15 protein-coding genes are annotated in these 14,137 nt (G+C 63.9%); 6 read left to right on the forward strand and 9 right to left on the reverse strand.

The features are described 5' to 3' along the window. Positions 1-198: 198 nt before the first annotated feature. The 4 genes from H7F16_RS02335 to H7F16_RS02350 form a co-directional block, all read right to left on the reverse strand. Entirely contained in the window at positions 199-594 is a 396-nt protein-coding gene (locus tag H7F16_RS02335; protein WP_185795938.1) for a hypothetical protein, read from the reverse strand. 123 nt (positions 595-717) lie between these two features. After that, entirely contained in the window at positions 718-855 is a 138-nt protein-coding gene (locus H7F16_RS02340; RefSeq protein WP_185795939.1) for a hypothetical protein, read from the reverse strand. A gap of 214 nt (positions 856-1,069) precedes the next feature. Then, positions 1,070-1,477: a DUF6497 family protein gene (locus H7F16_RS02345; RefSeq protein WP_241741145.1), complete on the reverse strand. Its 408-nt coding sequence runs from the start codon at positions 1,475-1,477 to the stop codon at positions 1,070-1,072. Positions 1,478-1,510: 33 nt separating this feature from the next. Further along, complete coding sequence (locus H7F16_RS02350; RefSeq protein ID WP_185795940.1) at positions 1,511-3,043, reverse strand: acyl-CoA carboxylase subunit beta; 1,533 nt, start codon at positions 3,041-3,043, stop codon at positions 1,511-1,513. Between the two features lie 178 nt (positions 3,044-3,221). On the opposite strand from H7F16_RS02350, the gene H7F16_RS02355 reads away from it, so the two are divergent. The 3 genes from H7F16_RS02355 (at position 3,222) to H7F16_RS02365 (ending at position 6,313) form a co-directional block, all read left to right on the forward strand. Next, positions 3,222-3,575 carry a DMT family protein gene (locus tag H7F16_RS02355; RefSeq protein WP_185795941.1) on the forward strand — a complete coding sequence of 118 codons (354 nt, stop codon included), beginning with the start codon at positions 3,222-3,224 and terminating at the stop codon, positions 3,573-3,575. A 37-nt stretch (positions 3,576-3,612) separates the two neighbouring features. Further along, complete coding sequence (locus tag H7F16_RS02360) at positions 3,613-4,821, forward strand: multidrug effflux MFS transporter (RefSeq protein WP_185795942.1); 1,209 nt, start codon at positions 3,613-3,615, stop codon at positions 4,819-4,821. Positions 4,822-4,918: 97 nt separating this feature from the next. Beyond that, on the forward strand, positions 4,919-6,313 hold the full coding sequence (locus H7F16_RS02365; RefSeq protein ID WP_185795943.1) for a helix-turn-helix domain-containing protein: 1,395 nt from the start codon (positions 4,919-4,921) through the stop codon (positions 6,311-6,313). A 74-nt stretch (positions 6,314-6,387) separates the two neighbouring features. Here H7F16_RS02365 and H7F16_RS02370 read toward each other — a convergent pair whose 3' ends face one another. The 5 genes from H7F16_RS02370 to betI all read right to left on the reverse strand — a co-directional run bounded on the left by H7F16_RS02370 (position 6,388) and on the right by betI (position 11,114). Beyond that, positions 6,388-6,627, reverse strand: coding sequence for an HP1242/YdcH family protein (locus H7F16_RS02370; RefSeq protein ID WP_185795944.1), 240 nt, complete (start codon positions 6,625-6,627; stop codon positions 6,388-6,390). A gap of 73 nt (positions 6,628-6,700) precedes the next feature. After that, positions 6,701-7,348, reverse strand: coding sequence for a thermonuclease family protein (locus tag H7F16_RS02375; protein ID WP_185795945.1), 648 nt, complete (start codon positions 7,346-7,348; stop codon positions 6,701-6,703). A gap of 53 nt (positions 7,349-7,401) precedes the next feature. Further along, positions 7,402-9,060, reverse strand: a complete 1,659-nt coding sequence (betA, locus tag H7F16_RS02380; RefSeq protein ID WP_185795946.1) for a choline dehydrogenase — start codon at positions 9,058-9,060, stop codon at positions 7,402-7,404. A gap of 18 nt (positions 9,061-9,078) precedes the next feature. Continuing rightward, on the reverse strand, positions 9,079-10,533 hold the full coding sequence (gene betB, locus H7F16_RS02385) for a betaine-aldehyde dehydrogenase (RefSeq protein WP_185795947.1): 1,455 nt from the start codon (positions 10,531-10,533) through the stop codon (positions 9,079-9,081). After that, the gene (gene betI / locus H7F16_RS02390; RefSeq protein WP_185795948.1) at positions 10,530-11,114 is read right to left on the reverse strand and encodes a transcriptional regulator BetI; all 585 of its coding nucleotides are present in this window, start codon (positions 11,112-11,114) and stop codon (positions 10,530-10,532) included. The genes betB and betI overlap by 4 nt, the downstream gene beginning before the upstream one ends. A 90-nt stretch (positions 11,115-11,204) precedes the next feature. Between betI and H7F16_RS02395 the strand changes: the two genes are divergently transcribed. The 3 genes from H7F16_RS02395 (at position 11,205) to choV (ending at position 14,087) form a co-directional block, all read left to right on the forward strand. Next, positions 11,205-12,131 (forward strand): choline ABC transporter substrate-binding protein, encoded by a 927-nt coding sequence (locus H7F16_RS02395; RefSeq protein ID WP_185795949.1) that lies wholly within the window; start codon positions 11,205-11,207, stop codon positions 12,129-12,131. A 94-nt stretch (positions 12,132-12,225) separates the two neighbouring features. After that, positions 12,226-13,056 (forward strand): choline ABC transporter permease subunit, encoded by an 831-nt coding sequence (gene choW / locus H7F16_RS02400; protein WP_185795950.1) that lies wholly within the window; start codon positions 12,226-12,228, stop codon positions 13,054-13,056. Further along, the gene (choV, locus tag H7F16_RS02405; protein ID WP_185795951.1) at positions 13,053-14,087 is read left to right on the forward strand and encodes a choline ABC transporter ATP-binding protein; all 1,035 of its coding nucleotides are present in this window, start codon (positions 13,053-13,055) and stop codon (positions 14,085-14,087) included. The genes choW and choV overlap by 4 nt, the downstream gene beginning before the upstream one ends. Positions 14,088-14,137 lie beyond the last annotated feature (50 nt).

The following is a 14,137-nucleotide window of genomic DNA, read 5'->3' on the forward strand; positions in this document are numbered from 1 at the left end:
CAAAAAGACGCCCGACCCGCGACGGGTCAGGCGCAAGGCATTGGGAAGGGCAGACATCGGGACCGCCCCGCAAGGGGGCGCATTCCACAATGACATCAGTGTCCATCACTTCCGGCGCCCGCGCCAAATCACAATTCGCCCGTGCCGCGCCTTGCGCGACGAATTGCCGAAATGCGAATGTTGCGGGCGGGATCATGCCTATTCGTCCTCGTCCCAGTCTTCGTCAAAGGCCACGGGCGGGGCATCGGGGGCGAAAACCTCGGGGAACGAGGCTTCGGCCCGCTTCACGTCGATGCGCAACAACGCCTCGTAGCTTTCGGGATCGAAGGGGTCTTCGGCGGGCACGACCTCGCGCCCGAAAAGCCAGCCGAGGCGACCCGCGTCGAGATTGCCGCGTTCGAAGGGTTCGTCGCCGAAACAGGCCCAGAGCGCCGCCATGAACCCCTGATCGGCCATGCGGTCGGCGTGCTTGCGGTCCTTGTAGCGTTCGCGCCGGACGATCTTGGTCGGACCGTCCTTCTTGTTGGCGCGGCGGATGGTGAACTGGAAATCCGTCCCCGGAAGGCGGCCGGGAAAGCCGCGATGCTTCAACATGTCATGCCCCTTTGGATGCCAAGGGGCGCGTGATGCAGCATCGGCAGCCCAGCGTCAAACGAAACACCGGACAGAATAAGGGCGGGCCGGGGACATGCGCCCCCGTTGGCCCGCCCCAGTGACTTACTTGTACTTGCCGGTGTAGGTCGGTTCGGTCGAGACAGCTGCGTCATCGACGTAAACGACTTCTTCCTTCTTCGCCGCACAACCGGCGACAAAGGCAACCATGCACAGTGCAAAAACGATTTTGCTCGTCGACATCCTCTACTCCTATTTTCTTGGAGGGTCATTGCGGATGAAACACCATCCGCCCGCCCCCATTGCGAGGTATAGGCCGCTTGGGCACGACCCGCAGCCACCTTATCGGAAATCATCCGCAAAGGACACGGAAACTCGCCCAAGTTGTCGGCCTGTGGCACAGCTACATCACGAAGCCCATGAGCGGCAACGGAAAACGAAACGGGACGGGCTGTCATCAGAACATCTCCCATTCGCATTTCCCGCCTTCGACCCGATAGGATTCGAAGAACTGGACGGCTTCGGGTGCGCTGTCGCCAAAGTCCAGCGCGCGGTCTGAAAGCGAGATCACCACCGCCTCGGGCTGGGGGCCGAATTCGCTGAGGCGTGGCAGGGCGAAATTCTCGCACAGCCAGATCATGTCGGTTTCGGCGGTATCGAAATCGACCGCTCCGGCGATGTCGGGGGCCAGAAAGCGGAAGCGCGTGACCATGCCATCCGGTCCGGCGACGTTCCAGATCACATCCTGCAAGGTCACGGGCTGGCCCGAAGGCACCTTGACCGCCACGCCCCCGCCTGCAACGACCTGCGGTCCCTCTTGGCCAGCGGCAAGCCCCGCGCAAAGCGCGGCGGGCAGCAGGGACAAGGGAAAGGCAGGGGCGCGGTGCATCACGTCACATCACAGCGGGATATTGTCGTGCTTCTTCCACGGGTTCGCCAGTTTCTTGGTGCGAAGGCTGGCAAAGGCCCGCGCCACGCGGCGGCGGGTGGAATGGGGCATGATCACTTCGTCGATGAAGCCTTTTTCCGCCGCAACGAAGGGGTTGGCGAAGCGGTCCTCGTAATCCTTGACCCGTGCCGCGATCTTATCCTTGTCGCCGAGTTCGCTGCGATAGAGGATCTCGACCGCGCCCTTGGCCCCCATCACGGCGACCTCTGCCGTGGGCCAGGCATAGTTGAAATCGCCGCGCAGATGCTTTGACGACATGACGACATAGGCCCCGCCATAGGTCTTGCGCGTCAGCACCGTGACCTTGGGCACGGTCGCCTCGCCATAGGCGAACAGCAGTTTCGCGCCGTGCTTGATGACACCGCCGTATTCCTGCGTGGTTCCGGGCAGGAAGCCCGGCACGTCGACCAAAGTCAGAATGGGAATCTCGAAGGCATCGCAGAAACGGACGAAGCGCGCGGCCTTGCGCGACGCGTCGATGTCGAGGCATCCGGCCAGAACCATCGGCTGGTTCGCCACCACGCCGACGGACTGCCCCTCGAGCCGGATGAAACCGGTGATGATGTTTGCCGCGAAATCCTTCTGGATCTCGAAGAAGTCGCCCTCGTCGGCGATCTTCAGTATCAGTTCCTTCATGTCATAGGGCTGGTTCGGATTGTCCGGCACAAGGGTATCGAGCGACATTTCCACGCGCGCCGGATCGTCGAAGAAGGGGCGCACGGGCGCCTTTTCGCGGTTGTTGAGCGGCAGGAAGTCGATCAGGCGCCGGGTTTCGGCGAGGGCTTCGACATCGTTCTCGAAGGCACCGTCCGCGACGCTCGACTTCTTGGTGTGGGTCGATGCCCCGCCGAGTTCTTCGGCGGTGACATGTTCGTTCGTGACGGTCTTGACCACATCCGGCCCCGTCACGAACATGTAGGAACTGTCCTTGACCATGAAGATGAAGTCGGTCATCGCGGGCGAATAGACCGCCCCGCCCGCACAGGGGCCCATGATCAGCGAAATCTGCGGCACCACGCCGGATGCAAGGATGTTGCGCTGGAACACCTCGCCATAGGCGGCAAGGGACGAGACGCCCTCTTGAATGCGCGCGCCGCCCGAATCGTTGATGCCGATCACCGGTGCGCCGTTCTGGATCGCCATGTCCATGATCTTGCAGATCTTGGCCCCGTGGGTTTCCGAAACCGACCCGCCCAGCACGGTGAAATCCTGCGCAAAGACATAGACCATGCGGCCGTTGACCGTGCCCCAGCCGGTGACCACGCCGTCGCCGGGGGTTTTGCTTTCCTCCATGCCGAAATCGGTGCAGCGGTGCTGCACGAACATGTCGAATTCCTCGAAGCTGCCTTCGTCGAGCAGCAATTCGATCCGCTCGCGGGCGGTCAGCTTGCCCTTGGCGTGCTGTGCCGCCACGCGCTTCTCGCCGCCGCCCGCCCGCGCCACGGCGCGGCGGTCTTCCAGCTCTTGCAAGATGTCTTTCATGACGGAACTCCCCCCGATTTCGGCGGACCATAGCGGTATGTAACAGGGGCGCAAAACGGAACCTCGCATATTTGCAAATTATTGGCAGATCACCCGAAGCGAAACGCAAAGTTGCAAATAATGTCGCCAGCGCCCCGCAAGCGCGCTAAACCCCTGCAACGTCGCGCAAAGGTGCCCCATGCCCACGATTCCCACACCGATCCTGACCATCGGCCTGCTTCTGGCCTCGAACATCTTCATGACCTTCGCGTGGTATGGTCACCTGCGGTTCAAGGCCGCACCCCTGTATCTTGTCATCCTCGTCTCTTGGGGCATCGCCTTTTTCGAATACGTGTTGCAGGTTCCCGCCAACCGCTACGGGCACGGAACCTTTAGCGCCGCGCAGCTGAAGACCATTCAAGAGGTGATCACCCTTTCGGTCTTTGCCGTCTTTTCGGTGCTCTACCTAAAGGAGCCCCTGGGCTGGAACCACGCGCTCGGCTTTGCCTTCATCGCCTTGGGGGCGTTCTTCATCTTTCACAAATGGGGCTAAGGTGGACTTCTGCCCGACCCGCACCTAAGACCAATCCATGCAAAGCCGCTTTCTCGACCGCCGCACCGCGCCGCATATCGCCACGCTGATCCTGCTTGCGGGGCTTTCGGCGCTAACCATGAACATCTTCCTGCCGTCGCTTCCGGGAATGGCGGCCTATTTCGGCGCGCCCTATGCGCTGATGCAGCTTTCGGTGGCGCTTTACCTTGCGCTTTCGGCGGTGCTGCAAATCGTGATCGGCCCGATTTCGGACCGCTACGGCAGGCGCAAGGTCATCATCGGGGCGTTGATCCTGTTCCTGATCGCCACGGCGGGCACCCTGCTTTCGCCCAATGCGACGGTGTTTCTGGTGTTCCGCATGGCGCAGGCAGTGATCGCGGCGGGCATGGTGCTGTCGCGGGCCGTGGTGCGCGACATGGTGCCCGATGCGCAGGCGGCCAGCATGATCGGCTATGTGACGATGGGGATGAGCATCGTGCCGATGATCGGCCCCGTGATCGGAGGCGTGCTGGACGAGGCTTTTGGCTGGCACGCGAATTTCGCGCTGCTGCTTGTGCTTGGCCTTGTGACGCTGGCGCTGTGCTGGGCCGATCTGGGAGAGACCGCCACCTTGCGCCGCGTGTCCTTGATGGACCAGATCCGCAGCTATCCTGCCTTGCTGAAGTCGCAGCGCTTCTGGGGCTATGTGCTTTGCGCGAGCTTCGCCTCGGGCTGTTTCTTCGCCTATCTGGGCGGGGCGCCCTATGTCGGCAATACGGTGTTCGGCCTGTCGTCTTCGCATATCGGCGTGCTGTTCGCGATTACCGCCGTGGGCTATGCGGGCGGGAATTTCGTCGCGGGCCGGTATTCGGTGCGGCTGGGCATGAACCGGATGATCCTGATCGGCTCGTCGCTGACGCTGGCGGGATTGGGATTGCTGACGGTGCTGACCCTGGCGGGGCTGCATTCGGCGCTGGTGTTCTTTGGCTGCACCATCTTTGTCGGCGCGGGAAACGGGATGACGCTGCCCAACGCCAATGCGGGAATGCTGTCGATCCGGCCAGAGCTTGCGGGCACGGCATCGGGGCTGGGCGGGGCGATACAGGTTGGCGGCGGCGCGGCGCTGGCTGCCCTTGCCGGCGCGCTGCTGGGGCCGGGTTCGTCGGAATTGCCGCTGGTGCTGCTGATGCTGGCCTCGGCGCTGGCATCATTGGGTGCGATTTTCTGGGTGATCCGCCGCGCACGGGCGATCGGGCTGCCGACGTGACAGACGGGCCGCCGCCGCGACCGAGAAGAACCTTGACCGCCCCGCAAATCCCACCGACTTTGCAACCTGACGCAGCGATGTTTGCAAAGGGACGGGCATGGCCACGCAGAAGCTTTACGCCGGAGCCAAGCTCCGCGAAATCCGCGCCCGCCTTGCCCTGACGCAAAAGACCTTTGCCGACAAACTGGGCGTTTCGCTGCCCTATCTGAACCAGATGGAGAACAACCATCGCCCCGTTTCAGCCTCGGTCGTGCTGGCGCTGGCGCAGGAATTCGGGCTCGACGTCACCGAATTGACCGTGGGAGAATCGGAACGGCTGGTCAGCGACATGCGCGAGGCACTGGCCGACCCCGTCTTTGCCAAGACCACGCCACCGCTGGCGGACCTGCGGCTTGCGGCCTCGAACGCCCCTGCCCTTGCGCGCGCCTTCCTCGACCTGCATCGGGCTTACCGGCAGACGCATGAACGCCTCGCCTCGCTGGACGAGGCGCTTGGCCGCGATGACGCCGCCTTGCGCGCCAGCCCTTGGGAAGAGGTGCGCGACTTCTTTCACTATTGCGACAATTACATCGACGCCATCGACCGCGCGGCCGAGCATTTTGCCACTTCGGCCGCTTCGCGCGACATCACCCGCACCGCGACCGAGGCGCTGGAAAAGCGCGGGATCACGCTGGCGTTTTCCGAAAACCCCGATTTGCGCCACTACGATCCCGCCACGCGCCGTCTGACCCTTTCGGATCGCAGCGCAGGCCCGACACAGCGGTTCCAGCTTCTGATGCAGGTGGCGCTGCTCACGCAGAACGAATTGCTTGACGCCACGCTTGACCTTGCGCGGTTCACCACGCCCGAGGCGCGGGATATCGCCAAGATCGGACTGGCCAATTACTTTGCCGGCGCAGCCCTTCTGCCCTATCGCGCCTTTCAGGCCGCCGCCCTTGAAACGCGCCACGATCTCGAACGTCTGGCCGACCTTTTCGGTGCGTCGATCGAACAGGTCGCGCACCGGCTGTCGACGCTGCAACGCCCCGGTGCCAAGGGCATCCCCTTCTTCTTCGTCCGCGTCGATCAGGCGGGAACGATCACCAAGCGGCACTCGGCCACGCGCCTGCAATTCGCCCGCTTCGGCGGGGCCTGCCCGCTGTGGAATGTCCACCGCGCCTTTGAGACGCCGGGGCAGTTCCTGCGCCAGCTTGCCGAAACCCCCGATGGCGTGCGCTATCTTTGCCTTGCGCGCGATGTGTCAAAACCCGGCGGGGCCTACCATGCCCCCGTCAAACGCTTTGCCATCGGTCTGGGCTGCGAGGTGCAGCACGCCCCTGCGATGGTCTATTCCGACGGGCTCGACCTCAAGGGCCGGTTCGAGCCTATCGGCATTTCCTGCCGTATCTGCGAAAGGCGCGATTGCCATCAACGCTCGGTCCCGCCGCTGGAGCGCCGGTTGAGGGTGGACCCCGACCGTCGCGGCCTGCTGCCTTACGAAATCGCCGAATGAAGAAAGCGGGCGCATCGGCGGCCCGCTTTCCTTTGGCTTGAATATCCTTGGGAGGGGGGCCCCCCGGCGCGGTGTCAGCCCGCGGTCAGCGCGTGCCAGATGTCGTCCTTCAGCCGCATCCGCTTTTGCCGCAAGCTGCCTTCATGTTCCGGCGTTACGGGTTCGACCAGCGTTTCGGCGCGATGCACGGCGCGGTTCACCTCGTGGTAGTCCTCGACCATCTTGGCGAAATGTGCGTCCTTGGCCTTGAGCGCGTGGATCGCTGCGGCCTTTTCGGGGAAATCCTCGTAAAGGTCATGGGGCGTGTTGGACATGGCGCAATCTCCTTCTTTACCTTGCGCCCCGAAGATACCGGACCCCGACGCCGGCAACATTGACCTCGGTCAACTATCTTGACGCTTTGCGGAATCCGGCGGCCCTTGCCTGCGCCTCGGAACAGAACCACCGCTCGCCCTTTGACTCGTTTATGCGGGTGGCGGCGTAGTCGGCCTGTCCGGCCATGTGGTAGACGCGCCCCTTGGTGCCGATGTTGCCCTTGATCGTGCAAGAGGGGTCGGGCGCATCCTGCGCCGTGCCGTGGCGATAGTCTTCGGGCGTGACCATCTGGCCGCCCCAGATGCCCAGACGTCGCGCCTTGGCTTCGGCCTCGGCGGCGACGTAGCGGTGCGAATAGCGCAGGTAGGCGGTTGCCGTGCCCTGCCTGACCAGTTGCTCGCCAAGATCGACGCCCTTTGCCGCGCAGATCGAGACGGCCCGGCCATAGCGGTCGCGGTCCTGCACCTCGCATTCCAGCCGCGCGCGTCCGGCCAGATCGGCCAGAGCCTGCGCCGCCGCCTGCCCGCAGGGCCAGGGCTTGCCGTTCCGGTCGCAGGTCTGGTCATGTTCGGGGGCATCGATCCCGAAGAGGCGCACATGTTTTGACCCGATTTCCAGCGTATCGCCGTCAATCACCCGCGCGCGGCCGACGATGGTTTCGGCAAATGCGGGAAAGCCGCACAGGATCAGAACGAGAAGTGAACGAATGATTAATGCCATCCCCCTTCATCGCGGGGAATGGCGCCATGCTCAAGGGCGGAACGAAATCTTCGTTAACGCTGCGCCACGCGCCAGTTCGGGTTGATCCACGGTTCCAGATTCGAGGCGGGAAGCGGCGTGCGGCCCAAAAGGTGGTCTGCCGCCTTTTCCCCCACCATGATGGACGGGGCATTCAGGTTGCCATTCGTCACCTGCGGAAAGATCGAGCTGTCGGCCACGCGCAGGCCGTCGACGCCAATCACGCGGCATTCGGAATCGACCACGGCCATCGGATCGTCGCGCCGCCCCATCCGCGCCGTGCCGCAGGGATGATAGGCGCTTTCGACATGTTCGCGGATGAAATCGTCAAGCTGGGCGTCGGTCTGCACGGCGGCACCGGGCTGGATTTCGTGCTTCATGTAGGGGGCAAAGGCCTCTTGCCCGAAGATCTCGCGCGTCAGGCGGATGCAGCGACGGAAGTCTTCCCAGTCGGACGGGTCGGACATGTAGTTGAACAGGATTTTCGGGGCGTCCGCCGGATCGCCCGAACGCAGGGTGACCGCTCCGCGCGATTTCGACCGCATCGGGCCGACATGGGCCTGAAAGCCGTGGCCTTCGGCTGCCGCCTTGCCGTCATAGCGCACGGCGATCGGCAGGAAGTGATACTGGATGTCGGGGTATTCGACGCCCGCCTGCGAGCGGATGAAGGCGCAGGCTTCGAACTGGTTGGACGCCCCCAGCCCCTTTCCGGTGAACAGCCATTGCGCCCCGATGCGCGCCTTGCCCCACAGGTTCCAGTGCTTGAACAGGGTGATCGGCTGGCTCGCGGCGAATTGCAGGTAAAGCTCCAGATGATCCTGAAGGTTCGCGCCCACGCCCCGACGGTCGGCCACGACGGCGATTCCGTTCGCGCGAAGATGCGCCGCATCGCCGATGCCCGACAGCATCAGGATTTTTGGCGTGTTGATCGACGAGGCCGCGACGACGACCTCGCGGCTGGCGGAAATCACCTCGATCTTGCCGCCGCGCTCGACCTCGACCCCCGTGGCGCGGCCGTTCTCGATCACGACACGGCGGGCAAAGGCGCGGATGGTGGTGACGTTGCCGCGCTTCATCGCGGGTTTCAGGTAGGCATTGGCCGCCGACCAGCGCTGGCCGCGGTAGATCGTGGCCTCCATCGGGCCGAAGCCCTCTTGCTGTTGGCCGTTGTAATCGGCGGTGACCGGATAGCCCGCCTGTTCGCCCGCCTTGATGAAGGCCGAGAACAGCGGGTTCGACCTTGGCCCCCGCGTCACATGCAGCGGGCCGTTGGCCCCGCGAAAGGCGCGGTCGCCGCCGTCGGTGTGACCGTGCCATTGTTCCATCCGCTGGAAATAGGGCAGCACATCGGCATAGGCCCAACCGTTCGCGCCCATCTCGGCCCAGGTGTCGAAATCGCGGGCGTGGCCGCGCACATAGACCATCCCGTTGATCGAGGACGACCCGCCGATCACCTTGCCGCGCGGCGTGGCCAGCACGCGCCCGCCCAGATGCGGTTCGGGTTCGGTGTGGAAGCCCCAGTCGTAGCGCGCCATGTTCATCGGATAGGACAGGGCCGCAGGCATCTGGATGAACGGCCCCGCATCGGTGCCGCCATGTTCGATGACGATGACGCGCGCGCCCGCCTCGCCCAGCCGGTAGGCCATTGCCGAACCAGCCGAGCCCGCACCGATGATGACGAATTCCGCGTTCATTTCCAAACCCTTATACGATCAATACGGCGCGTCGACGGGGCCCATGCCCACATAGACCGACTTCACTTGTGAATAATGCTCGATGGCCGCATGCCCGTTCTCGCGCCCGACGCCCGACCGCTTCGACCCGCCAAAGGGGCTTTCGACCGGCGTCAGGTTATAGGCGTTGATCCATGTGGTTCCGGCCTGCAACTGGCCCACGACCCGATGCGCGCGGGCCAGATCGGCGGTGAAGACCCCGGCCGCAAGCCCGAACTCGGTGTCGTTGGCGCGGGCGATCACCTCGTCCTCGGTGTCGAAATCGAGAACCGCCATGACGGGGCCGAACACCTCTTCCCGCGCCAGTGTCATGGCATCGGTCACATCGGCAAAGACGGTGGGTTGCACGTAATAGCCGGTGTTCAGCGCCGCGCGCGACCCGCCGCAGACCAGACGGGCGCCCTCGCCCTTGGCGGTTTCGATGTAGCCCAAGACCTTGTCGAGCTGTGTTTGCGAAACAAGCGGGCCCATCTGCGTGGCCTCGTCCAGCGGGTCGCCAAGGACGATTTTCGCCGTCCGCTCGGCCAGACGCGCAAGGAAGCGGTCCTTGATGCCCTTTTGGACGAAAACGCGCGTGCCGTTGGAACAGACCTGCCCCGCCGAATAGAAGTTGCCCAGCATGGCCGCGCCGATGGCATCCTCGACGCTGGCATCGTCGAACACGACGAGCGGCGACTTGCCGCCCAGTTCCATCGTGACATGGCGCACGCCTGCGGCGGCGGCGGCATAGACCTTTTGCCCCGTGGGGACCGACCCCGTCAGTGAGACCTTGGCCACGCGCGGATCTGTCACCAGCGCGCCGCCCACGGCCCCGCGTCCCTGCACCACGTTGAACAGACCGGCGGGAAGCCCCGCCTCGTGGAAGATCTCGGCCAGTTTCAGCGCGCCAAGCGGCGTCACCTCGGACGGTTTGAACACCATCGCGTTGCCCATCGCCAAGGCGGGGGCGGATTTCCAGCAGGCGATCTGGCTGGGATAGTTCCAGGCGCCGATGCCGACGCAGACGCCCAGCGCCTCGCGCAGGGTATAGACGAAATCGCGGCCCAGAGGGATGGTCTGGCCCGTGACGGTCGGGGCAAGCCCCGCGAACCATTCAAGGCTGTCGGCACCGCTTGGCCAATCGGCGACCAGCGTTTCCTGAATCGGCTTGCCGGTGTCGAGCGTTTCGAGACGCGCGAGTTCGGGGTTGCGGTCGCGGATGATGTCGGCGGCGCGGCGCAGGATGCGGGCGCGCTCGACAGGCTTGAGCGCGGCCCAGGCCCCCTGCGCTGCCGTGGCACCGGCAAGGGCCGCTTCGATCACGGCCGGCGTGGCCTCGTGGACGATGGCGACGACTTCGCCCGTGGCGGGGTAGATCACCTCGATCGGCGCGCCGGAAGCGTCTTCGACATAGGCTCCATTGACGAAATGGCTGGCTACGGGTCGCGCCTTCATGCGGGTCGTCCTTCGAGTTGGGCATCGAGATAGGCAAGCGCCGTCGCGACCGCGGCAGCGCCGTCGGGCAGGCCGGATTTCAGCACTTCGCGCAGGTAAAGTCCGTCGATCAACGCGCCGAGACCTTCGGCGATCTCTTCGGCGCGGTCACCGCTGAGCGGGCGCAGGCAGACAAGCAGATTCGACCGGAGCCGCCGCTGGTAGACTGCAAGCAACCGCTTTGCCTCGGGAACGGTCTGCGCCAGCACGTAGAAGTTGAGCCATGCACCGACCACCTCGCGCCGGAAGTTTCCGGCGGTGAACGAGGCCGCGAGAATCGCCCGCAGGCGTTGCTCGGGCCCTTGGGCCACGGCCAGCGCGCCACGCACCTCGGCCCCGTAAAGCGTCAGGACGTGGCGCATGGCGGCCAGAAAGATATCGTCCTTCGAGCCGAAATAGTGGTGTGCCAAGGCGCTGGACATGCCCGCGCGCTTAGCGATCTGGCTGACCGTGACATCAAGCGAACCGACGCGACCGATCTCGGTGATCGTCGCTTTGACCAGCGCGGCCTTTCGGATAGGCTCCATCCCAATCTTCGGCATTCGGTGCGGCCCCAAGAAAAAACTTGCCAAACCGAATAAGCGTGAAGTTTATTAACTCGTCAATCAACAAAAACCGACAGGGAGTCCGCCATGTTCAAATCCACCCTCCTCGCCAGCGTCGCCACGCTGGCCCTGGCCGGTGCCGCAGCCGCTGAGGGTTGCGACAAGGTCACCTTCTCGGATGTCGGCTGGACCGACATCACCTCGACCACGGCCGCGGCGTCGGTCGTGCTGAAAGCGCTGGGATACGAGACGGAAACGAAAATCCTTTCGGTTCCGGTCACCTATACCGGCCTGTCGCAGGGCGACATCGACGTTTTCCTTGGAAACTGGATGCCGTCGATGGAGGCCGATATCGCCCCCTACCGCGATGACGGCAGCGTCGAAACCGTGCGCGCCAACCTTGAAGGCGCCAAGTATACGCTGGCCGTGAACGAGGCCGCCGCCGCCCTTGGCATCAAGGACTTCAAGGATATCGCCGCCCACAAGGACGAGCTGAAAGGCCAGATCTACGGGATCGAGCCGGGCAATGACGGCAACCGTCTGATTCTCGACATGATCGACAACGGTCCCTTCGGCCTTGACGGGTTCGAGATCGTCGAAAGCTCGGAACAGGGGATGCTGGCCGAAGTCGCCAAACATGACAGCGCGGGCGAGCCGATCGTCTTTCTCGGCTGGGAACCCCATCCGATGAACGCCAACTTCAAGATGTCCTATCTGACGGGCGGTGACGATTACTTTGGCCCGAACCTCGGCGGGGCCACGATCTACACCAACACCCGCAAGGGCTATGTCGCGGAATGCCCGAACACGGGCAAATTCCTGTCGAACCTGTCGTTCACCCTTCAGATGGAGAACGAGATCATGGGCGCGATCCTTGACGATGGCGAAGATCCGGAGGCCGCCGCCAAGGCATGGCTTGCCGCCAATCCCGCCGCCATCGAGCCGTGGCTCGAGGGTGTGACCACCAAGGACGGTGGCGATGCGAAAGCTGCCGTGACGGCCGCACTGCAGTAAACCGCGCCTTTGCGGAAACAGGGCGGGGGGCCTATGCCGCCCCCCGCACCCCCCGCAGAGTATTTTCCGCAAGGATGAAAGGGAGCGGCCGCGCATGGAGTGGCTTACCGATTACAAGATTCCTGTCGGCAAGACCGCGAAGCATATCTTCGACTGGTTCAAGGAACATGCCGGGCCCTTCTTCGACTTTCTCTCGATGCTGCTCGACGGCATGATCGCGGGCATCCTCTGGGTTTTGCAGACCCCGCCGCCGCTTTTGGTGATTGCGGTTTTCATCGCCCTGACGTGGTTTCTGCAACGGTCGTGGAAAACCTGTCTGGGCATCCTGCTCGGCTTTCTCTTCATCCTGAACCAGGGCTATTGGGAGGAAACGACCGAAAGCCTGACGCTGATCCTTTCGGCCTGCGTCGTCTGCATGGGGCTTGGCGTGCCGATCGGCATCGCCGCCGCGCACCGCCCGCGCCTCTATCGCGCGATGGTGCCGGTGCTTGACCTGATGCAAACCCTGCCGACCTTTGTCTACCTGATCCCCGCCATCGTGTTCTTTGGCCTTGGCATGGTGCCGGGGCTGATCGCCACCGTGATCTTTGTCCTTCCCGCGCCGATCCGCCTGACGCATCTGGGCATTTCGACCACGCCGCAACCGTTGCTGGAAGCGGCGACCGCATTCGGTGCCACGCCAAGCCAGCGGTTGTGGAAGGTCGAGCTTCCCTATGCCTTTCCGCAGATCATGGCAGGGCTGAACCAGACGATCATGCTGTCGCTGTCGATGGTCGTCATCGCGGCGCTCGTCGGGGCGAACGGTCTTGGCGTGCCGGTGGTGCGGGCGCTCAATTCGGTCAACACGGCGCTCGGCTTCGAATCGGGCTTCATCATCGTCGTCGTTGCCATCCTTCTTGACCGTATGCTGCGGGTGACCCGATGACGGCTGTAGAATTCGACCGCGTTTCCATCGTTTTCGGTGACAATCCCGATCGCGCGCTGCCGCTGATGGACCAGGGCATGTCCCGTGCCGAAGTGCAGGAAAAAACGGGGCAGGTGCTGGGCGTCCATGACTGTTCGCTAACCGTGGCCGAGGGCGAGATCCTTGTCCTCATGGGGTTGTCCGGTTCGGGCAAATCCACGCTTTTGCGGGGCGTCAATGCGCTGAACCCCGTGGTGCGGGGCGAGGTGCGGGTGAGCGACGGCAACAAGATGGTGTCGGTCACCAAGGCCGACCCCGAAACCCTGCGCAAGCTGCGGCTTTCGCGGATCGCGATGGTGTTTCAGGCCTTTGGCCTGCTGCCGTGGCGCAGCGTGCGCGAGAATGTAGGGCTGGGGCTGGAGCTTGCGGGCCAGACCCCTGCGCAGCGCAAGGCGCGCGTGGACGAACAGCTCGCGCTTGTGAACCTGTCGCAATGGGCCGAACGCAAGGTGGGCGAATTGTCGGGCGGCATGCAGCAGCGCGTCGGACTGGCCCGCGCCTTTGTCACCCAGGCGCCGATTCTGCTGATGGACGAACCCTTTTCGGCGCTCGACCCGCTGATCCGCGCAAGGTTGCAGGACGAGTTGCTGGACCTTCAGGCCAAGCTGAAACGCACGATCATCTTCGTGAGCCACGATCTGGACGAAGCCTTCAAGATCGGCAACCGGATCGCGCTGATGGAGGGGGGCCGCATCGTCCAGTGCGGCACCGCGCGCGAGATCATCGCCAATCCCGTTTCGGATTACGTGGCCGATTTCGTCGCCCATATGAACCCGCTCGGCGTGCTGACCGCCCGCGACGTGATGCAGGCGGGAACCAGCGGGGCCAGCCGGTCGGTCGACATCGACACGCCGGTGAAAGAGGTGATGTCCCACCTGACGAATGGCGTCACCGAACTTGCCGTGACCGATGGCGGCAAGCCCGCAGGCCATATCCGTGCCGAAACGGTGATGGCAAAGCTGCTGAACCCGCGCGGAACCTCGGCCCTGTAAGCGGGAACGCCCCGCCCAAAGGGGATGTGGAACACGCACAGGCAGGCAAT

Source organism: Paragemmobacter straminiformis (assembly GCF_014243445.1).
In the GTDB taxonomy this organism is placed as follows: Bacteria; Pseudomonadota; Alphaproteobacteria; order Rhodobacterales; family Rhodobacteraceae; genus Paragemmobacter; species Paragemmobacter straminiformis.